Source organism: Rhodococcus sp. ACS1 (assembly GCF_002300155.1).
GTDB classification, from domain to species: Bacteria; Actinomycetota; Actinomycetes; order Mycobacteriales; family Mycobacteriaceae; genus Rhodococcus_F; species Rhodococcus_F koreensis.
Map to the genome: position 1 here is coordinate 1,717,126 of NZ_NSDZ01000005.1, position 20,988 is coordinate 1,738,113.

Sequence of the window (20,988 nt, forward strand, 5' to 3'; positions counted from 1 at the left end):
CTACAGAGCAGCATGCAACACTATGGACGACTCGTCCACTCAGTGACAGTGGTTTGCGGCACTCGCTGACCGAATCCATCGGATTCTTTCTGCCCGGTGCCACGTGTACCTCATCGAACACCCGCGACCGCCCGCACAAACAAGTTCTCGCACACCGGAGCGGTCCCAAAGCAACAGGAGACGATGTGTCCGATCCGATCGTGGTGGGCCTGCTCGGCATCACCCACCCGCACGCGTCCGCGCGAGTGCGAGCACTGCGCGAGATCAACGGCGTCTCCGTGATCGCCGCCGCTGACGACGACTCCCGCCTGAAGTACTTCGCCGACAAATACGACCTCGAAGCCCGCAGCATCGACGAAGTGCTCGGCGATCCGAGCATCAACGCGATCATGGTTCACTCCAAGAGCCGCGACATGGTGCCCCACGCGCTGCGAGCCCTGGACGCGGGCAAGTCGGTCGTCGTGGAGAAGCCGGGCGGCGGGACCGTCGCCGATCTTCTGACGTTGCGCGACGCCGAGGCTGCCGCCCAGCCCGGCCAGATCGTGCAGGTCGGCTACAACGTGCGCCTCGCCCCGTCGGTGACACGAGCCAAGGAACTGATCGAGTCCGGCGTCATCGGCGAGGTCGTCACCGTCTCCGCACGCGGAGCCGCACTGGCCGGGGAACACCTCACCGAGCACCTCAATCAGCCCGCCGACATGGGCGGTGTGCTCTGGATCCTCGGATGCCACATGCTCGACGCGCTGGTACGGGTTTTCGGTGCACCCGAGTCGGTCAACGCACGAGTACACAAGAGCGCTCGCCTGTCGGACGAGAAGAGCCGCGAGGATTCGGCTGCCGTACTGCTCAACTACCCGGACATGTCGATGACGTTCAGCTTCGACGGTCACGACCGGCTCGAATGGTTCGAGAGCTCGCGCATCATCGTCCACGGCACCCACGGCATGATCGAGGTCGGCATCCTCCCGCAGAGACTGAAGGTCTACGTCGACGCAGACCGAGGCGGATACAGAGCGGGGTGGACAGAATGGACACAGAGCCACTTCACCCCGCCCTTCGCCCGCACCGAGGCGAACAAATTCTCCGAGCTCCCTGAACTCGAGAACATCAGTAACTTCCACATCGAAATGCAGGGCTGGATCGACAGCATTCGTACCGGCGCACCCAACGTCGCACCGGTGTCGGACGCACTGTCCGTCGCTCGGATCGTAGATGCCTGCTACCGCTCCGAGAAGTCGCGCGGCGCCGCCATCGACGTGGAGTCGGCGTGAACAACCAGAACGAGGACACCATGACACCGGAACTCATCGCCACCTGCTGGGTCAGCGCAGGAAACACAGCACCCGGACTCCCCGACGAAACCAGCCCGGTGCCCATCGAAGAGCGCATCGCCTTGGTCGCCAAGACAGGATGGGCCGGCATCGGCCTGGTACACACCGACCTGATCAATGCGCGCGACACCATCGGCTACGACCGCCTGGCACAGCTGATCCGCGACGCGGGCATCGGAACAGTCGAGGTCGAATTCCTCGACAACTGGTGGACCACAGGCTCCGAACGCGCCGCCGCGGACCGCGTACGCGCAGACCTGTTCGAAGCTGCCACCGCGCTCGGTGCCTGTCACATCAAAGCCGGCGCAGGAATGACCGACGACCCCTTGCCTTTGGCCACTCTGGTCAGCGCGTTTTCCGACCTGGCCGACGAAGCAGACGAAGCGGGAGTCCGGCTGGCCCTCGAGGCAACACCGTTCTCCCATCTGCGCACCACCCATGAAGCCGTCGACGTGGTGACCGGCTCCGACAGCCCCTCGGCGGGACTTCTGGTCGACATATGGCACACCTACAAAGCGGGCCTGTCGCACGACGAACTCTACAAAGTGGTACCGATCGATCGCGTCGTGCACGTGGAAATCGACGACGGTACGGATGAGCGGCGCACCGGCTTGGCCGCTGTCTTCGACGACTCGACCAACTACCGCAAGTACTGCGGTGAAGGCGCATTCGATACAGCGACGTTTATCCGTCGCACGCTCGACGCCGGCTACACCGGCATGTGGGGCGTCGAAATCATCTCCGAAGAACACCGCCGCACCCCCGTCGAAGAGGGTCTGATCAAAGCACGCGCCACCGCACTCGCCTCGTTCGAAGCGGCCGCCAGACTGTCCTGACGTCCCGATCGCACTTTCCGAATGTCGTCGCACCGCGGACGACCGAACCCACCTATAAAGGATCGACGTGTCTTCCACCAAACTACGTCTCGCCCTGTTCGGCTCCGGCCGCATCGGGCAGGTACATGCCCGTAACATCGCGGACCACCCTGAGCTCGAGCTGGTATTGATCGCCGACCCGTTCATCGACGGTGCTCGTGCACTGGCTTCACGAACCGCCGGGCGCGCCGTACAAGACCCCGACGAGGTCTTCGCCGACTCGACCCTCGACGGCGTCGTCATCGCCTCACCGACGCCCACCCACGTCGATCTCATGTCCACTGCTGCAGCGCACGGTTTGGCCGTGCTGTGTGAAAAGCCCATCGACCTCGACATCGACACCGTCCTCGACTGTCGCGAACGCATCAAAGAACATGCCGTCCCGATCATGCTCGGCTTCAACCGGCGCTTCGACCCTCACTTCGCCTCGGTCCGCACGCAGGTCGCCGCCGGAGCGATCGGTGCCCTCGAACAACTCCTGATCACCAGTCGCGATCCCGCACCCGCACCGCGGGACTACATCGCTGCGTCGGGCGGAATCTTTCGCGACATGACCATTCACGACCTGGACATGGCGCGCTTCTTCCTCCCGAACATCGTCGAAGTGTCGGCTATGGGCACCAATTCTTTCCACGACGACACCAAAGCGCTCGGCGACTTCGACGCTGCGACGATCATTCTGCGCGGACGCGACGGCGAAATCGTCAACATCACCAACTCGCGCCACTGCGCTTTCGGATACGACCAGCGCCTCGAAGCGTTCGGATCCACCGGAATGCTGACTGCCGGCAATGTCGCTCCGACGACGGTACGCCGGTACGGCAGCAACGGCACCGAGGAAGCCCCCGCATATTTCCCGTTCTTCCTCGAACGCTACGCCCAGGCCTACCGCGCCGAACTCGACGCGTTCGCCCTCTCCATCCGCACCGGCGACCCATGCTCACCCGGATTCGACGACGGTGTGGCCGCACTCGTCCTCGCCAACGCGGCCGCGGAATCGGCTGCTACTGGCAAGACCGTCGCCATCACCGACTGACCGTCCCCCGTCGGTTATCCGCCCACTGGTCGGGCGAACAATGGAACATCCAGAAGTGGCGGTGCGGGAATGCCCGAGCATGTCCCGCATCGCCACTTCGATCAGTTTGCATACGCTCCGAGGGCTCCGACCATCGCTGTGCCGTCCCGGCCCAATCGACGTCGAACTGAAGTTGTTCTCCTCTGGGTACCTGTATCGGTGCGATTTGGATCGATCTCTTCGCTGAGGCTGTCGGCCTGCTCGTGCCGATCGGCGTGCAGATAGTAAGACGCATCGAGATAGTGGTGCTCGCGCAGCATGATGGCGACGTCCATCCCGTCTTCGAGCGCTCGCCAGTGCTGTTCCCATTCCGGCTTCCGGGTCCGCGACATGCACCGCATCGCTGAAAAGCGCGATTCGGCCTCGTGACCAGGTCGGTAGCGTGGCAGGTGAAAGACGTGCGTAGGTGCGATGCACGTCGAGGCCGTCATGATCTGCGCGAACGTGGGCGAGCGCCGTCCGGCCCCTGCCGCAAGTCGAGATCTCATTCCTCCGTGGACAGAACCTCGAAGCTGCGTGCGGGAATCTTGCGAGGAGAGCGCCGTAAAACCACGCGTTGCGTCTATGAAGTGGATGCTCCTATTGCTGTCAAGCCGTGTCGACCAGGTATAGGGATCTGGACTGCTGCTCGCGGTCGGTGAGCCACCGCGAGTAGTTGGCGGCGAGATCGGGGCGAGGCGTTGCCCGATCTCCGGACGTCGCACGCGCTGGTAGGGAACCGCGGGTGCGGTTGCCACCGTGGCGATCGGGATTGCCGGTGTTCGGCGACGTTGTCGTGCCGCTATTCACCGGCAGCGTATTCCGGATGAGCTTGAAAACCTCGCGCGACGAAGCGTTTGCGGCGAGTGGATGATCTCGCGCTCGGACTTGCCCTCTGCTGTGCACCGCGCAATGCAGTCGACGGTGCGCGTGTCACCGGCGGACATCTGCACGAGCACGATGCGATGGATCGCGGAGTTGGCGGTGCGGTCACCGCCCCGGAGGGTTCGCTCCGGGCCGTGACCGGGAGTCGGCCGTGATCGAGATAGTGCGGCAACGAGTTTCACGCTGCCGAGATTTCTGTAGGTACCGCGTATCTGTCCCAGTGTGGTCACCAGCAGAGCGCGGATCTGGTTCATCGCCGCGCGTGGCGCCTTGCGAGCCGACGACCGTTCGGCGAGCAGGATCCGCATCGATTCGACAAGCCCGTCGCGGCCTTTCGGGGTCGGCGGCCCGCGCCCGGACAGTGCAGCCAGGCTCAACGTGCTCGTGAGGCGATCGACCTCAATCATCATACAAAGATCGGCCCGACTCCATCGACGCGAAGAGCAGAAAGGTGCATATCCGCTGTTCATCCCCGGTGAATCGAGACGAAAAGCGTGAGGAACCGCTGACGTGAGCTTGACCACAGCGCATCTTTGTCGTACATTTCTGGCATGTCGGAAACCACTCGCTCGAAGCAGCGCCTCTCTGATGTCGTCGCTCAGACCCTTCAGGACGAGATCCTGGGTCTTGCTGTGGGCGAGCGGCTTCCGACGGAGGCCGAACTGGCCGAGCGGTTCGAGGTCAGCCGGACGGTGGTCCGGGAGGCGACGCGACTGCTCGTCCAGCGTGGTCTGGTCGCGGTGAGCCCGGGGCGGGGAATGACTGTGGCGGCGGTGGACGGCAGTGTGATCGCCGAACAGTACGGTCTTCTGCTCCGGCTGAGCGAGGGGTCCTTCGAGCAGTTGATGGAGCTTCGGCTCGTTCTGGAACTCGAGATGGCTGCGCTTGCTGCTGCCCGGCGCACTGACGACCACTTGGCTGAGCTGACGCGGCTCAATGAGCGGTTGCAGGCGGCGGACCCGTCGACATCGGAGTTCCTGGACGCGGACCTGGCCTTTCACGAGCAGATCGCGCAGGCGAGCGGAAACCCCTTCTTCCTCCTGGTCATGAGGCCGGTCAACGACTACCTCAGTGACTCCTACAGCGCCGGCGCCGGGTACCCGTCCGAAGCCGGCCACACCGTCCAGGAACATCTCGAGATCGCCCAAGCGATCGCAGCGGGCGATCCGGCCCGGGCACGGTTCGCCGCGGAGAACCACCTCCGCCGGATCGTGCGCCACCGGGCCACGCTGACGTCCTCCCGTCAGCGGGAATGACCGACACCACGCGCTGACGGGGCGAATCGCCTCCTCCCGGCTTACCTACACGTACTCGATCACTCTGCGAAGTGATCGTGGCGGCCAAACATGCCCCGAACCACCTTCCGGGGCGCTGCAGTGACCGCATATGCCTGCAGCACAACTCAACTCGTCCATTCTCGGTGACGCCGACGGGTGGTATACGCAGAAGGAACGACATGGCAATCGCACGGACCGCTTCGCACAGGCGCGGAGTCGTAGTCGCCATCATTGGCGTGATTCTCCTGCTGACGGGCTGCTCGACAGCCCCGTCGGATCGATCGGCAGTCGACCCGGCCGCACGGGAGGCGGCGGTGGAGAAAGCACGCGGCGGCGCGGCCGAACTCCTCGACGCAGGAATGCACGACAACCAGTGGACGGGACCGGAAACCAGCCCGCCGCCCCGGCCAGGCCTCAGGATCACCCTCATCCCGGAGCAAATGGCCTCGACCGGGTCGAGTCGACCGGCCAAGGCCATCGAATCGGAGGTCAAAAAGCTCGGCTGGGTACCGAAGATCTCCGACGGCCAGGGCAAGCCGGAGGTCCAGCTCAACGCACTGAACACGGCTGTGGACGAGAAGGTCGATGCCGTCATCCTCATCTTCGTCGACACCACCCGCGTCCAGTCCGCGCTCCAGCGTGCCCTTGCGGCGGGCGTCAAGGTGGTCACCCTCGGATCACTGAAGAACACCCCCGACACGGTCCCGGATGTGTCCTTCGACTGGGTGCGTGCCGGAGAGTCGGTCGCGCAGTACGCGGTGTGGAAGAGCGGCGGCGATCTCGGCATGCTGCAGATGCGCAATGCCGACCTGTACATCGTGGTCAACGGCCAGTACAAAGGCTCGCAGGACTACCTCGACACCCCGGGGAACTGCCCGGGATGCGACGTCGTCACCCAGGACTGGAGTCTGGCGACCTTCGAAGATCCGACGATCGGCCCCGCCGCGCAAGCGGTGGCCACCAGGCTGGCGAACCCCCAGCTCAACTGGGTCTCCTGCTTCGACTCCTGCCTCTTCCGCGTCAGCAACGGCCTCAATCGCGCAGGGTTCACCGACTCCGTTTCCGGCGCCGGCTTCGATTGCAACCCGGAGAACCTGGACATCATTCGCGCCGGCGGCGTGCAGAAGGTGTGCTTCGCCGACCCGCGAGAATGGTTGGCCTACGCGGCAATCGACAACGTCAACCGCATGACCAACGGCCTACCCGCGTTCGACTTCACCGAATCCATCCCGGTCGCCTTGTTCGACAAGGACTCGCTGTCCCAGCTCCCGCCGGACCGGTCGGCCGAACTCGAAACCAAGGGATGGCAGGGCAACTTCGACTTCCGCGCGAAGTTCGAGCAGCTGTGGGGGATCGGATAACACATGGTCACCGACCGAGAAACGAGAACCGCAATGACATCGAATGACTCGTCACCGGGTGTCGAAATCATCGGACTGTCAAAAGAATTCGGAGTCAACCGGGTTCTGGACGACGTGAATCTGGAATTTCGGCCGGGCTCGATCCACGCCCTGCTCGGCGCGAACGGATCCGGGAAGTCGACCCTGATCAAGCTGCTCGCCGGATACCACACCCCGACAACCGGAAGCATCCGCGTGCACGGGGAGGAACTGGCGCTGCCCGCCGACCCCACGGTGCTGCACGACGCCGGGGTGCGCTTCGTCCACCAGGACCTCGGTCTGATCGAGTCGATGTCGATCGCCGACAACCTGGCACTGGCCCTCGGCTACGAAAAGCGCGCCGCCACCATCGACTGGCGCCGCCAGCGCGCGACCTCGATTACCGACCTGGCCGCGGTCGGACTCGACGACCTCGACCCCCGCACCCTGGTCGGTGCGCTCGGACCCGTCCAGCAGACCCTCGTCGCGATGGCCCGCGCCCTGCGGGGACTGCAACCGGGGAAGGGTGTCCTCGTCCTGGACGAGCCCACGGCACGACTGCCCAACGCGCAGGTCGACGAACTGCTCAGCCGCTGCAGGCTGCTGCGCGATCAGGGCATCGCCCTGATCTACGTCTCGCACCGCCTCGACGAGGTGTTCGCGATGGCCGACCGGGTCTCGGTGTTGCGCGATGGCCGACTCGTCTTCGACGACGTCATCGCCGCCACCGACGACCAGCATCTGACGCAGATCATCACCGGCGGCGCCGCGGGGAGCGACGCCGCCGACATCCCGGCACCTGCCCGACGCGCCGTCGAACCGGGAACGGCGCCGAAACTGTCGTTGCGGGGGGTGTGCGGAACGTTCGTGCAGGATGTCGATCTCGACCTGCGGCCAGGGGAGGTGCTGGCCGTCACGGGTCTGGTCGGTTCCGGCCGCAGCGAACTCGGCCGACTGATCTTCGGGTCCCAGGCCATCACCGCCGGGCAAGTCCGACTCCGTGGCCGGCAGCTGCACCGGATCTCGCCGAAGCTCAGCATCGAACGAGGCATCGGATACGTCCCCCAGGACCGCAAGCAAAGCGCGATCCCGTCCTTCACACTGGCGGACAACCTCTGCCTGGCGAGCCTGGACAAGCACATGAGCGGCGGCCGATTGTCGAGCAGCAGCGAGCGGACGGTCACCGCGAACGCGATCGAACGCCTGGACGTGCGCCCGGCCGACCCCGAACGTCTCCTCGGTGAGCTCTCCGGCGGAAACCAGCAGAAGATCGTCCTCGGCAAGTGGCTCGAACTCGACCTCGACGTCCTCATCCTGGACGAACCGACCTACGGCGTCGATGTCGGTGCCCGCAAGACGATCCTCGAGGCCGTCCTCGAACAGGTTGCCCGGCGTGAATTGTCTGTGCTGCTGCTGGACTCGGACATCGACCTTGTCGCCCGCTACGCCGACCGAGTGCTGGTGATGCGCCGCGGGCGTATCGCCACCGAGCTCGTCGGCGCAGAAATCACCACCGAACGCATCGCCGCCGCGAGCTACGCGGTTCAAGACCTTTCCACGGCCTAGCAGCCATCATCGAATCTTGGAGTACACCATGACCGTTCAACGACAGCCGGGTCGCCCGGCGGGAGCGTTCAAGAGGATCTTCACCGACTACGGAATCGTGATCGCCCTGATCGCGATCATCGGATTCTTCTCGGCGATGCGTCCCGACACCTTCCCGACCATCGCGAACTTCGGCTCGATCCTGCAGGCCAACGCCTCGATCATGTTCATCGCCTTCGGGCTGATGCTCCCGCTGATCGTCGGTCACTTCGACCTGTCGGTCGCCGCCATGGCCGGGTTCGGTGGCGTCCTGGCCACCGGGCTGATGTCCAACGGCACCGTCTCGCAGTGGCCGCTGGCGGTGCTGATCGTCGTCGTCGTGGCCGTCGTCGTCGGGCTGATCAACGGATTCCTCGTCGCCTACCTGAACCTGAACGCACTCGTCGTCACCCTCGGCACCCAGTCCGTCCTCTTCGGCGCGATCCTGTGGTACTCCAAGGGCGCGGTCATCTACAGCGGTATCCCCCAGGCGTTCAAGGACCTCGGCCAGGACCGCCCCCTGGGTATCCCGCTGCCGTTCATCTTCGCCGTCGCCGTCGGCATCGTGCTCTGGTACGTGCTGTACTTCCGTCCGGTGGGCCGACGGCTCTACGCCATCGGCGGCAGCCGGGACGCCGCACGGTTGACCGGCATCAAGGTCGACCAGCTCACGGTCGGCGCGTTCGTCGGCGGCGCGGTCCTCGCGGCCATCGGCGGTGTCCTGCAGGTCGCCCAGGTCGGTTCGGCAGCACCGACGAGCGGCTCGGAGTTCCTGCTCCCGGCCATTGCCGCCTGCTTCCTCGGCGAGACGTCGATCCGCCGCGGCTACTACAACGTCTGGGGCACCATGACCGCCGTCGTGCTCGTCGCGGCCGGCACCACCGGACTGTTCATGCTCGGCGCCCAGACCTGGGTGCAGCCGGTCTTCAACGGTGTCGTCCTGATCGGCGCGATCCTCGCGGCCAAGGTCGGTGTCCTCAAGACCCGGGCACGCAAAGCCCGCCCGCGCACCCCCACGGCCCCGCCCACGCCCGCAGTGGCCGCGGCCGCGGCCGCGCACTGAGAACACCGAGGAAGGAAACACCATGCGCGGATTGAACGGGAAGGTCGTGGCCGTGACCGGATCGGCCGGCGGCATCGGCGAGGCCGTGTGCGCCCGGCTGATCGACGAAGGTGCCACGGTGCACGCCCTGGACCGGACGGCGTCACCGCACGGCGAGTCGACGATCGTCGACATCACCGATCCGGACGCGATGGCGCACGTCGCCACCCGCATCGCCGAGCGGGAGGGTCGTATCGACGGACTGGTCGCGGCCGCCGGCGTCGTCGAAGACGACATCGCCGCCGAGGAGATGACCCTCGACGAGTGGGATCGCACCCTCTCGGTGAACCTACGAGGGCTGTTCATCACGAACCAGGCCTTCGGCCGGCCGATGCTCACGCAACGCTCCGGCGCCATCGTCAACATCTCCTCGATGAGCGGCAACCACGTCGTCAACGTCCCGCAGAAGCAGTGCGCGTACAACGCCTCGAAGGCGGCGGTCACCGCCCTGACCAAGTCACTGGCCTCCGAATGGGCTGACCGCGGGGTCCGCGTCAATGCTGTCTCCCCGGGCTACGTCGCCACCCCGCTGCTCGCCCGCAAGGCGCACCAGTTCCAGCAATGGCTCGACGCCACCCCCCAGCAGCGAATGGCCGAACCCTCGGAGATCGCGGCCGCGGTCGCCTTCCTGCTCAGCGACGAGTCGCGGTACTTCTGCGGCAGCGAACTCGTCGCCGACGGCGGCTACAGCCTTCGCTGATGACCACCGCCGGCCCCCATACTTCCACGACAATAGAAACGAAACGGAACTCGGCACCATGAACCTCATCGATCAGCACGTAACGATCCTGCCCACCGACGCGGCGGACGCCACGCTCGTCGGCCGCGTCCACGACGACGCCATCGGCGGCCCGTGCATCGTCACCCTGCGCTCGGGTGCGGTGGTCGACATCACCGACGTGTTCCCGACCATGACCGATCTCCTCGAATCACCGGACCCGGTCAAGGCCGTCCGCAGCGCGGTCGGCACCCGGTCCTGGCCCATCGCCGACGTCCTCGCCAGCTCCCTCGCCGCCCGCACCGGTGCCCCGTATCTGCTCGCACCGGTCGACCTGTCGGTGCTCAAGGCCGCCGGGGTGACGTTCGCGACGTCGCTGCTCGAACGGCTCATCGAGGAGCGCGCGGGCGGTGACCCCGAACAGGCCGACGCCATCCGCGGCGACTTCGAGCGGCTCATCGGCTCGACCCTGTCCTCCATCGAACCCGGCAGCGAGGACGCGGCCCGCCTCAAGGAAGACCTCAAGGCCCGCGGCCAGTGGTCCCAGTACCTCGAGGTGGGATTGGGCCCGGACCCGGAGGTCTTCACCAAGGCACCGGTCCTCTCGGCGGTCGGGTGCGGATCCGAAATCGGTGTCGCACAGGTCTCGTCGTGGAACAACCCGGAACCGGAGGTCGCCCTCGCGGTGTCCTCCACCGGACGCATCGTGGGTGCGATGCTGGGCAACGACGTCAACCTCCGCGACGTCGAGGGCCGCTCGGCGCTGCTGCTGCCCAAGGCGAAGGACAACAACGCCTCGGCCTCGCTCGGACCGTTCATCAGGTTGCTCGACGAATCGTTCACCCTCGACGACGTCCGCGCCGCCGAGGTGCGCCTGCAGGTGCTGGGGGAGGACGACGGCTTCGTTCTCGACGACGTGAGCTACATGCGCGAGATCTCCCGCGACATCAGCACTCTCGCCGAATACACCGTGGGCGATGCACACCAGTACCCGGACGGGATCGTCCTCTACACCGGCACCCTGTTCTCCCCGACGCACGACCGCGGCGGCGAGGGCATGGGATTCACCCACCACATCGGCGACGTGGTGCGGATCTCGAGCCCGAAACTCGGCACCCTCGTCAACCGGGTCAACCACTCGGAGAAGGCGCAGCGCTGGGAGTTCGGGCTGCGCTCGTTCATTGCCAACCTGCACGGGCGCGGACTGGTCGGGAAGGTCGGTGCCTGAGATGCGGATGGTGATCACCGACCACAGCTTCGCCGGCGAAGACTTCGAACGCGCCGCCGCGAAAGACCTCGACGCCGACTTCGCCGTCTTTCACGCCACCACCGAGGCCGAGGCGATCGAGGCGGTCCGCGGCGCCGACGTGGCGCTCGTCAACTTCGCCCCCATGACCGCCGCTGCGCTCGGAGCGATGAACCCGAACGGGGTCGTCGTCCGCTACGGCATCGGCTTCGACAACGTCGACCTCGACGCCGCTACCCGGCTCGGGGTGCGGGTGTGCAACGTGCCGGACTACGGCGCCGATACCGTCGCCGATCACGCCGTCACCCTGACGCTCATGTTGGTGCGTAAAGTTGCCCAGTTCGACCGCGCGCTGGCAGCCGGCGGCTGGCCGTCCGCGACCGAACTTGCCCCGATCCGCTCGACGAGCGAGACGACGGTAGGTTTGCTCGGCACCGGGCGGATCGCGCTTGCTGTCGCAAAGCGGTTGCGTCCCTTCGGGTTCGACCTGATCGCTCACGACCCGTACGCGGACCCGGATGTTGCGGCCGCACACGGCATCGATCTCGTCGACCTCGACGAGTTGTTCCGGCGGTCCCATGTGCTCTCGCTGCACGCTCCGGCCACCGCGGACACCCGCGGGATCGTCAACGCCGACAATCTCGCCAAGATGCCGTTCGGGTCGTTCCTGGTCAACACCTCACGCGGCGCCCTGGTCGAGCAGGACGCCGTGCTGGACGCACTCGACTCCGGTGCGCTGGCCGGGGTCGGACTCGACGTCTTCCATCCCGAACCCCTGACCCCCGACCACCGGCTGCGCGCCCACCCGCACGCCGTCCTCACCCCGCACGCCGCCTTCTACTCCGAACAGTCGCTGCGCGATCTCCAGCGCCTCGCCGCCGAGGAGGCGGCCCGCGCGATCCGGGGCGAGCCGCTGCGATGCCCGGTGAACTGACCACCCCCGAGCGAAAGGCACATGCCATGACGATCACGACACTGAACAACTACATCGACGGCGGGTGGGTCCGGAGCGAGACGACCTTCAAGGCGCTCAACCCGGCCGACGAAAAGGTCATCGCCGAGGTCCCCGCTTCGACCGCCACCGACGTCGACGCCGCCGTCACCGCGGCCCGCCGCGCCTTCGCCGACTGGCGGCACGTCAACCCGACCGTGCGAGCCCGCCACCTCCACAGCATCGGCGACATCGTCAAGACCCGCGAACGCGAACTCGCCGAAGCGATCACCACCGAGATGGGCAAGACGATCGGGGAGGCGACCGGCGAGGTCGACAAACTTGCCAAGGCGTTCCACTTCTACGCCGAAGAGGCCACCCGGATCCACGGGGAGGTGATCCCCAACGACGTCGACGGCTTCGCCAGCCTGGTCGTCCAGGAACCGATCGGCGTCATCGGGGCGATCACCCCGTGGAACTACCCGCTCGAACTGGTCGGGTGGAAGCTCTGCGCCGCCCTCGCGGCCGGCTGCACGATCGTGATCAAGCCGTCGCAGTACGCCTCGCTGTCCCCGGCACTGCTGTTCTCCTGCATCGACGAAGCGGGACTGCCGGCCGGGGTGGCGAACCTGGTCCTCGGTGGCGGCGAGACGGGCCCGGCCGTGGCCGGTCACCCCGGATTCGACAAGCTGGCGTTCACCGGATCGACGGCAACGGGCGGCAAGATCGCCCGCGGCGTGCCCGCCGCGAAACCCCTCACGATGGAATTGGGCGGCTCGTGCCCGATGATCGTCACCGACCGCGCCGACATCGACGCCGCCGTCGCCGGCGCCGCGCGCCGCGGGTTCCGTAACGCCGGACAGATCTGCATCGCCATCAACCGCATCTACGTGCACGAAACGGTGTACTCCGAGTTCGTCGACCGCCTCACCGCGAAGGTGTCCGAGCTGACCGTCGGCAACGGCATGGACCCCGCCGTCGACGTCGGACCGATGGCGACCCGCGCCGGCGTCGACGTCGTCGACCAGCACGTGCGCGACGCCGTCGCCCGGGGCGCCACCGTCACCACCGGTGGCACGCGGATCGAGACGCTCGCGCCCGGGAACTTCTATCAGCCGACGGTCATCGCCGGCTGCAACCCGGACATGCTCGTGATGCGCGAGGAGACGTTCGGCCCCGTCGTCGGAGTCATGCCGTTCAGTGACCTGGCCAAGGCCGTCGACCTCGCCAACGGCACCGAAGCCGGGCTCGCGGCCTACGTCTACACCGGTGATCTCACGCAGGCGCACGACCTCGGGCGGCTGCTCGATTTCGGCAATGTCGCCGTCAACAACGTCGACGCCGGAATCATGAACGCTCCCTACGGCGGCCGCAAAGGCAGCGGCTTCGGCGTCGAGCACGGCAAGGCCGGGCTGGAGGGGTACCTGCAGTACAAGCACCTCCGCATCCAGTACGGGACACGGCAATGACCACCACACCGAGATTGCACCTCGGCGTCGACATCGGGACCTCGTCCTGCAAGGTCGTCGTCGTGGACCACACCGGTGCGGTGATCACCACCGCCGTGCGTGAGTACCCGCTGTTCGCCGACCGCCATGGGTGGTCGGAGCAGAACCCAGAGGACTGGTGGGCGGCCACCGATGCCTGCATCACCGAGGTCACCGCACAGCTGCCGGACCGCGGTGACGAGATCGTCGCCATCGGATTGAGCGGGCAGATGCACGGCCTGGTGGCCCTCGACGACACCGGCACCGTCATCCGGCGCGCCATCCTCTGGAACGACCAGCGGTGCGAAGCCGAATGCGTCGCGATCACCGATACCGTGGGCGGCCCCGACGCGGTCCTCGGCGCCACCGCCAACCGGCTCATCACCGGATTCACCGCAGGCAAGGTGGCCTGGCTGCGCGATCACGAACCCGAGATCTTCGCCCGCACGCACCGGATCCTCAACCCGAAGGACTACCTGCGCTGGCGGATGAACGGACGCTTCGTCACCGAGGTGTCCGAGGCATCCGGAACAGGCCTCTTCGACGTCGCCAACCGCACGTGGTCCCCGGTGATGCTCGCAGCGGTCGGGGTGCGCGAGTCGATGCTCCCCGAGGTCGTCGAGTCTCCCGAACCCACCGGCACCCTGCTCCCGGACATCGCCCGCGCCTGGAACCTGCGCGAGGACGTCCAGGTCTACGGCGGCGGTGGGGACGCGGTCGTCCAAACGGCCTCGATGGGCATCGCCCGCCCCGGCGACATCGGAGTCACCCTCGGCACGGCCGGCATCGTGGCCGCGGTCTCCCAGTCCTGCCCGGACAACGTCACCGGCGCGGTGCAGGTGTCCTGTTACAACCAGCCCGGCTACTGGCACGTCATGGGAGTGTCCCTGTCCGCCGCCGGGGGACTGCAATGGCTCGCCGACGTCCTCCACCAGCTGCCGGGGGCCCAGGACGTCAGCTTCACCGAACTCATCGACCTCGCCAAGAAGGTGCCGGTCGGCGCCGACGGCCTGCTCTTCCTGCCGTACCTGGCCGGCGAGCGGTCTCCGCACTACGCCCCGTCGGCGAGTGGGGCCATGGTCGGGCTGACCCGGATGCACGGGCTCGGGCACCTCGTGCGCGCCGTGATCGAGGGCGCGCTGCTCAACATGCGTCAGATCCTCGAATCCTTCACCGAGCTGGGGATTCCGTGCGACCGGATCATCGCCTCCGGCGGGGCCACCCGCGACGGGTTCTGGCTGCAGACGATGGCCGACGTGTTCGACACCGAGGTCGTCACCATGACCGGTAGCAGCGAAGGCGGCGCGTACGGTGCCGCGATCGTCTCCGGTGTCGGAGCCGGCACCTGGGATTCGTTCGACGACGCGTACGGGCACCTGCAGGTGTCCTCGCGGCATCTCCCCGGTCCCACCGAAGCCACCCGCTACACCCGGATCTTCGAGGGTTACCGAAACCTGTTCGGGCACTTCACCGACGTGTTCTCCGACATCGACATCGCAAGGAAGACATGAGCACCACTCAGACGAAATTCACGGCAGTCGTCTTCGATCTCGACGGCACCCTGGTCGACAGCAGTGAGGACATCGCCGCGGCCATGAACGAGGCGCTGGCCCGGCACGGCGATCACCGGGTCACGGTCGCGCAGGTCGCCGCCGCCCTCGGCGGTGGCCCCCGCGTGCTTGTCGAACAGTGCCTGCGGGTCGCCGGCCTGCCCGTCACCGCACCGATCGTCGACGACGTCCTCCGGACATACTCCGAGTGTTACCGCGCGAATCCGGCGAGTAAGACCCGCCTGATCGACACCGCCGCCGCCGTGCTCACCGAACTGGACGCCCGGGGCATCCAGCTCGGAGTCTGCACCAACAAGCGCACACCCATCGCCCATGCGGTCCTCGATGCACTCGGGCTCGGGAAGATCATCGGGGCGGTCATCGGTTCCGACGCCACCGACGGGCCCAAGCCCGATCCCCGGCACCTCACCGACACCATCGCCGCCCTCGGCGCCCCCTCGGAAGTGCTCTACGTCGGTGACACCGACATCGACCGCGACACCGCGGCAGCCGCAGGCATCCGCTACGCCCATGTGAGCTGGGGACATTCCGATATCGATGCCGACTTCCGGCTCGACTCCTTCGACGACCTGCTCACCCTCGTCTGAACCACCCGAAAGGAACTCCTCCACATGTACACGACCGAAACTCCGCAGGACGCGGCGAAATACGCCGTCGGCCGGGCCGCGGTGGAGCGCTACGCGCACGACGGTGCCCGACTCGGACTCGGCTCCGGAACGACGTCCGCGTGGTTCGTCCGCGCCCTCGGCGAGAAGGTCGCCGACGGCCTCGATGTCGTCGGTGTCCCCACCTCCACCGCAACCCGCGACCTGGCCCTGTCCGTCGGCATCACCCTCGTCGATCTCAACGACCTCGACCGCCCTCTCGATGTGACCCTGGACGGACCCGACGAGGTCGACCACGACGGCGACATGATCAAGGGCGGCGGCGCCTGCCTGCTGTGGGAACGCATGGTCGCCGAGGCCTCGTCGAAGATGGTGTGCATCGCAGACGACACCAAACTCGTCGAGCAGCTCGGCTCGTTCCCACTTCCGATCGAGGTCATCCCGTTCGGGTGGAAGGCGACCCGGCGATCGATCTCCGCATTACTGACCGACCTCGGCTACACCGACATCGAGATCGTCCAGCGGCACCGGGACGGGCAGCCCGTGGTCACCGACAGCGGCAACTTCATCCTCGACGCCCACATGGTCGCGATCACCGACAAGGCCCTGCTCGACACGAACCTCAACTGGATCGCCGGCGTCGTCGAGAACGGTCTGTTCACCGGCATCGCCCACGAAATTCTCATGGCTTCCCCGGACGGGGCCGCGAAACTGATCGAACTGCCGCACCGGAATGCCGCCAGGATCCCGGCGTGGCGCAAATGAGAGGAGCAGGTACAGACATGGACCTGGACACCGTGCTGGACCAGGCGACAGCCGCCAACGCCGAGTTTGCCCGTCACACCCCACAACAGCGGTACACCCAACTGGTGGAAATCGCGGACCGTCTCGACGCCGCAGCCGACGAACTGGTGCCCGTCGCGATGGAAGAAACGCACCTCCCGGAACCCCGACTGCGGGGCGAACTCGCCCGAACCACGATGCAATTGCGGATGTTCGCCGAACAAGCGCGGACCGGCGAGTTCCTCGACGCCCGCATCGACGACCCCGATCCGGACTTCGGTTCCGGACCCAGGCCGAACCTGCGCCGCATGCGGGTGCCGATCGGTGTCGTCCTCAACTTCGCGGCAAGCAACTTCCCGTTCGCGTTCTCGGTTGCGGGCGGCGATACCGCATCGGCGCTGGCCGCCGGATGCCCGGTGATCGTGAAAGCCCACGAAGGGCACCCGAAACTCAGTGAACTCACCGCACGGCTCGCCTCCGCGGCGCTCACCGATACAGGCGCCCCGGCCGGAGCCTTCCATCTCATCGAGGGCCGCGACGCCGGCGTGGACGCGCTCCGCGACGACCGCGTCGACGCGGCAACCTTCACCGGATCGGTGCGCGGAGGCTTGTTCCTGGCAGGGATCGCGGCCGAACGACCGCGACCCATCCCGTTCTATGGAGAGCTGGGAAGCATCAACCCCGTCTTCGTCAGCCAGGCCGCCATCGACGCGCGTGGCCAGGCGATCGCCGAGGGCTTCGTCGACTCCTTCACCCTCGGAAGCGGCCAGTTCTGCACCAAGCCCGGCATCGTGTTCCTGCCCACCGGCCACGGCCTCGAAGGTGTCCTCACCGAACGGATCGGCGGAAAACGCACCGGCGCACTCCTTACCGACTCCATCACCTCCGGCTTCGCCGACCGGTTGAAGGAGATCGGCGATCAGATCGGCGGCCGGATGCTCGTCGAACCGACAACAGTCGATGGATGCCACCAGCCCGCACTCCTGGCCATCGACTACCCCACCTTCGTCGAGCACTCGGACAACGTGCTCACCGAGGCCTTCGGCCCGTTCTCGATCATCGTCGAGTACACCGACGTCAAGCAGCTCACCGACGCCGCCGACCGCCTGCACGGCTCGCTCACCATCACCCTGCACGCAGAAGAAGCCGACGCGGACGCACTCGACGACCTCCGCCGTCTGGCGGAGACGCGAACCGGGCGACTGATCCTCAACGAGTGGCCAACCGGCGTATCGGTCACACCCGCACAGCACCACGGCGGACCCTTCCCGTCGACGACCTCACCACTGCACACCGCGGTCGGAACCGCAGCCGTCGAGCGATTCCTCCGCCCCGTCGCCTTCCAGAACTACTTCGACTCCTGGCTCCCCGAACCACTGCAGGAAGCGAACCCATGGAACATTCCCCAAAAACGGTCACCGGCAGGGCAATCGAAGCTCTGGGGGCGGAGCTGACCCTCTGAAATTGGCGCACGAAAAGTGCGCTGCGGGTACTTTCGCCCGTGCCGTCAGACGACGAGGGCGGCACTACCAGCGCCGCCGATCATCGTCTCGACCACAGACGGCGCCGGCACTGACGTCGTCGCGTGGCACCGCGCCCGCAACGGTGCACTGCGGACGCACATTCACGCCAAGGAGCCGGGGCAACGCGGTGTTGTAGCGCTACAACGCGGTATCGCTACAACACCGCACTCGGCCGCGGACAGCCCGCCTGCCACCACCAGACCCACGGAGAACGCATGCCAGCGAACGACCCCATCACCCGCCCGACATCACTGTCGATGACCGTGCTGATGACCCCGGACATGGCCAACTTCTCCGGCAACGTCCACGGCGGCAGCCTGCTCAAACTGCTCGACCAGGTCGCCTACAGCTGCGCGAGCCGCTACGCCGGCACCTACGTCGTCACCCTGTCCGTTGACCGCGTCCACTTCCGGGACATCATCCACGTCGGAGAACTGGTCACCTTCTCCGCATCGGTGAACTACACCGGACGCACCTCGATGGAAATCGGTATCCGGGTCGACACCGAGAACATCCAGGAAGGAGCCAGCCGCCACACCAACAGCTCATACTTCACCATGGTCGCCGTCGACTCCGACGGCAAACCCGTGACCATTGCACCCCGCCCCCTCCACACCGACCTCGACACACAGCGATTCGAGTCAGCACGGCAGCGGCGCCGAGCCCAACGCGACGCCTTCGCCAGCCCCCACGGCATCGCACCGCCCGTCACCACGTGAGTAAGCCGTCGAAAGCAGCAACATTTCCCACGCCGGCAACCGTGCTCTCTCCCGGAGGGCGGGCAATTGTCTGCAGTTAGGTTGCGGAAGAATGATTTGGCCATCCCTGCGATTGACACAGCACCCCACCCGGTCCGCATCAAATCTGATTGGATCTCGCGTACGACGACCTCTTTTCCGTCGGACGGCCTCCGATCGGGCGGACCAGGTTCCTCTACTGGATGTCGTCGCAGATCGTTGGTCGTCCGCCCTACGTGCTTTCGCGGTTCTTCACGGACATGCAGGCGAACACCAGTGCACGGTCGACAACGTCACGGAGTGTCCGAACCTTCTTCAACTCGATGACCTGTGCGCGTCGACTTGTTCACATCGCGAATAGGACGATCCGCGCTCCGAAGTCGATGACCACCGGACATCCGATCTGCCCTCCCATCGGTGTAGACCGGGGACTTCCAGGCAGCGCATTTGGCGCTCACATTTCAGTCCGTCCCACTGCGACGGTTGTCGGAGGCACACGCAATAGCGCGGCTCAGCGACATTCGGCGACTGCTCCGCAACGCTCCGCCCGCCGCAGCAGATGTGAACACCGAGAAACAGGATGTCTTCGCGGCGAAGCGGAGGCAAGTCAGGTGTGGGGAGAATGCCGTATCTCGGGTTGATCGTGCTGGTGCTGTGGGTGGGGTGTCTGGTCGATGTGATCTGCGCCGAGGACTATCGGGTGCGGCATCTGCCGAGTGTCGCCGGAGGGGCAGGCTCTGTGATCCACTAGTTGACATACTTCGTTATCCGAACTTTGGGAATGTATGTCTAGCAGAATATTTGGCGGAATGTTCGACGCGGGCGACTGAGTGCCTGACTGAAGTCGCCGAGACCGAGATCGCAGTGTCGCACTGGTGAGGTCGGCGCCGCATGCTACCCACACGTGCGCGACCAGTTCACCACCCCGTCGTCGGGGATGTCGCGTGGGGGTGTGTTGGGCGCGCACTCCAGGCGAATGGGTGGTCGGTGCAGATCGTTCTGGGTGGCGCAGAGCGCCACGAGTCGCGTTTTGTTGGGGGGCTTCTCAATTCGACTGGCAGTTGCTCGGATGACAACGCCCCAACGCTGGGAGCGCGTCACCAAGTCCGGCTACCAGGCCTGTGCACATAGTCCGACGGTGTGGCTGTTCGAACGACCTTCTCGACGGGGAGCCCCGCCCTAACTCCATGCGCGGGCCCGGTCCGACCCCCGTATCGTTGTCGCGGCTGCCCAACCGGCCCTCATTCCGCATATTTCCCACTTGAGTCGTGGCTCGGCACATAGCCGCCCTGGATCTCCATGGCTGTGTGAGTCGGAGCCTTCGGCATCACCACAGCCGCTCAGTGAGTCGGTCCCCATGCAATCATTCGGAGTGGTCAGCACCTTTGCCGGCCGTAAGGCCGATTCAATCCACTGGCTCGGGAGGGTCTCGATCGTGCCCGCAGGCGCGGCTGAAAGCCGGGAGCCGATATCTCAGCTGTGCCGTATTGCTCGTTGTCTCGTCATTCCCGGCCTATCCCTCTGCGGGTAGCCGTACTCCCGGAGCTTCGCCATGCAGAAGGTGATCAGAGCTTTACGCTCCTCATCCCCGAGGCCGACTGTACGCGGGCGGGCGAGGAGGGCCAGGACTCGCTGATAGAACGTGGGTTCGCTGATGCCGAATTCAGGCAGGATCTGATCGTCGCTGCCACCGTAGGGTTGCCAGGTCCGTGCGAAGGCCAGCATGTCCTTTTCGTGTAGGTCCATCTTGTCTCGATCTTTCGGTTGCGGAGTCGGCTATTGGGGTCCGCGGATGGTGTCGAAGACTGTGGTGTCGAAGACTGTGGGGTCGACGAGGGTGGAGGTGTCGCCGAGGTCGCGGCCTTCGGCGATGTCCTTGAGCAGGCGTCGCATGATCTTG

Annotated in this window: 20 protein-coding genes; 17 read left to right on the forward strand and 3 right to left on the reverse strand. The window is 66.0% G+C overall.

Features of this window, described 5'->3' with window-relative positions:
- Window positions 1-185 precede the first annotated feature (185 nt).
- The 3 genes from CJ179_RS28430 to iolG all read left to right on the forward strand — a co-directional run bounded on the left by CJ179_RS28430 (window position 186) and on the right by iolG (window position 3,242).
- A complete protein-coding gene (locus CJ179_RS28430; RefSeq protein WP_095863552.1) occupies window positions 186-1,271 on the forward strand; it encodes a Gfo/Idh/MocA family protein in 1,086 nt (361 codons plus the stop codon).
- Window positions 1,272-1,369: 98 nt separating this feature from the next.
- The gene (locus CJ179_RS28435) at window positions 1,370-2,167 is read left to right on the forward strand and encodes a sugar phosphate isomerase/epimerase (RefSeq protein WP_257015811.1); all 798 of its coding nucleotides are present in this window, start codon (window positions 1,370-1,372) and stop codon (window positions 2,165-2,167) included.
- Window positions 2,168-2,234: 67 nt separating this feature from the next.
- A complete protein-coding gene (iolG, locus tag CJ179_RS28440; RefSeq protein WP_095863554.1) occupies window positions 2,235-3,242 on the forward strand; it encodes an inositol 2-dehydrogenase in 1,008 nt (335 codons plus the stop codon).
- Window positions 3,243-3,343: 101 nt separating this feature from the next.
- Here the strand turns inward: iolG and CJ179_RS28445 are convergent, their stop codons facing one another.
- Window positions 3,344-3,613, reverse strand: a complete 270-nt coding sequence (locus tag CJ179_RS28445) for a hypothetical protein (RefSeq protein WP_143051403.1) — start codon at window positions 3,611-3,613, stop codon at window positions 3,344-3,346.
- Window positions 3,614-4,066: 453 nt separating this feature from the next.
- Window positions 4,067-4,669, reverse strand: coding sequence for a hypothetical protein (locus tag CJ179_RS28450; RefSeq protein WP_143548920.1), 603 nt, complete (start codon window positions 4,667-4,669; stop codon window positions 4,067-4,069).
- Window positions 4,670-4,696: 27 nt separating this feature from the next.
- Between CJ179_RS28450 and CJ179_RS28455 the strand changes: the two genes are divergently transcribed.
- The 14 genes from CJ179_RS28455 to CJ179_RS52910 all read left to right on the forward strand — a co-directional run bounded on the left by CJ179_RS28455 (window position 4,697) and on the right by CJ179_RS52910 (window position 19,839).
- Window positions 4,697-5,401 carry a FadR/GntR family transcriptional regulator gene (locus CJ179_RS28455; protein ID WP_072937584.1) on the forward strand — a complete coding sequence of 235 codons (705 nt, stop codon included), beginning with the start codon at window positions 4,697-4,699 and terminating at the stop codon, window positions 5,399-5,401.
- A 200-nt stretch (window positions 5,402-5,601) separates the two neighbouring features.
- Window positions 5,602-6,783 carry a substrate-binding domain-containing protein gene (locus CJ179_RS28460; protein ID WP_095863556.1) on the forward strand — a complete coding sequence of 394 codons (1,182 nt, stop codon included), beginning with the start codon at window positions 5,602-5,604 and terminating at the stop codon, window positions 6,781-6,783.
- A gap of 33 nt (window positions 6,784-6,816) precedes the next feature.
- Window positions 6,817-8,367, forward strand: a complete 1,551-nt coding sequence (locus CJ179_RS28465) for a sugar ABC transporter ATP-binding protein (RefSeq protein WP_257015812.1) — start codon at window positions 6,817-6,819, stop codon at window positions 8,365-8,367.
- A 28-nt stretch (window positions 8,368-8,395) separates the two neighbouring features.
- Entirely contained in the window at window positions 8,396-9,448 is a 1,053-nt protein-coding gene (locus CJ179_RS28470; protein ID WP_072937581.1) for an ABC transporter permease, read from the forward strand.
- Between the two features lie 22 nt (window positions 9,449-9,470).
- Window positions 9,471-10,187 (forward strand): SDR family NAD(P)-dependent oxidoreductase, encoded by a 717-nt coding sequence (locus CJ179_RS28475; RefSeq protein WP_095863558.1) that lies wholly within the window; start codon window positions 9,471-9,473, stop codon window positions 10,185-10,187.
- 58 nt (window positions 10,188-10,245) lie between these two features.
- Window positions 10,246-11,433, forward strand: a complete 1,188-nt coding sequence (locus CJ179_RS28480; protein WP_095863559.1) for a fumarylacetoacetate hydrolase family protein — start codon at window positions 10,246-10,248, stop codon at window positions 11,431-11,433.
- A gap of 1 nt (window position 11,434) precedes the next feature.
- Window positions 11,435-12,385, forward strand: a complete 951-nt coding sequence (locus CJ179_RS28485) for a C-terminal binding protein (RefSeq protein ID WP_072937578.1) — start codon at window positions 11,435-11,437, stop codon at window positions 12,383-12,385.
- 26 nt (window positions 12,386-12,411) lie between these two features.
- The gene (locus CJ179_RS28490) at window positions 12,412-13,851 is read left to right on the forward strand and encodes an aldehyde dehydrogenase (protein WP_241031498.1); all 1,440 of its coding nucleotides are present in this window, start codon (window positions 12,412-12,414) and stop codon (window positions 13,849-13,851) included.
- Entirely contained in the window at window positions 13,848-15,380 is a 1,533-nt protein-coding gene (gene xylB, locus CJ179_RS28495) for a xylulokinase (protein ID WP_095863560.1), read from the forward strand. The genes CJ179_RS28490 and xylB overlap by 4 nt, the downstream gene beginning before the upstream one ends.
- Window positions 15,377-16,027: an HAD family hydrolase gene (locus CJ179_RS28500; RefSeq protein ID WP_095863561.1), complete on the forward strand. Its 651-nt coding sequence runs from the start codon at window positions 15,377-15,379 to the stop codon at window positions 16,025-16,027. Before xylB ends, CJ179_RS28500 begins: the two co-directional genes overlap by 4 nt.
- A gap of 24 nt (window positions 16,028-16,051) precedes the next feature.
- Window positions 16,052-16,810, forward strand: a complete 759-nt coding sequence (gene rpiA, locus CJ179_RS28505) for a ribose-5-phosphate isomerase RpiA (RefSeq protein ID WP_095863562.1) — start codon at window positions 16,052-16,054, stop codon at window positions 16,808-16,810.
- Window positions 16,811-16,827: 17 nt separating this feature from the next.
- Window positions 16,828-18,282, forward strand: a complete 1,455-nt coding sequence (locus CJ179_RS28510; protein WP_257015813.1) for an aldehyde dehydrogenase (NADP(+)) — start codon at window positions 16,828-16,830, stop codon at window positions 18,280-18,282.
- A gap of 284 nt (window positions 18,283-18,566) precedes the next feature.
- Window positions 18,567-19,070 (forward strand): acyl-CoA thioesterase, encoded by a 504-nt coding sequence (locus CJ179_RS28515; RefSeq protein WP_095863564.1) that lies wholly within the window; start codon window positions 18,567-18,569, stop codon window positions 19,068-19,070.
- Window positions 19,071-19,710: 640 nt separating this feature from the next.
- The gene (locus CJ179_RS52910) at window positions 19,711-19,839 is read left to right on the forward strand and encodes a hypothetical protein (protein WP_257015815.1); all 129 of its coding nucleotides are present in this window, start codon (window positions 19,711-19,713) and stop codon (window positions 19,837-19,839) included.
- A 722-nt stretch (window positions 19,840-20,561) separates the two neighbouring features.
- Here CJ179_RS52910 and CJ179_RS28520 read toward each other — a convergent pair.
- The gene (locus CJ179_RS28520; RefSeq protein WP_095863565.1) at window positions 20,562-20,834 is read right to left on the reverse strand and encodes a DUF3263 domain-containing protein; all 273 of its coding nucleotides are present in this window, start codon (window positions 20,832-20,834) and stop codon (window positions 20,562-20,564) included.
- Window positions 20,835-20,988 lie beyond the last annotated feature (154 nt).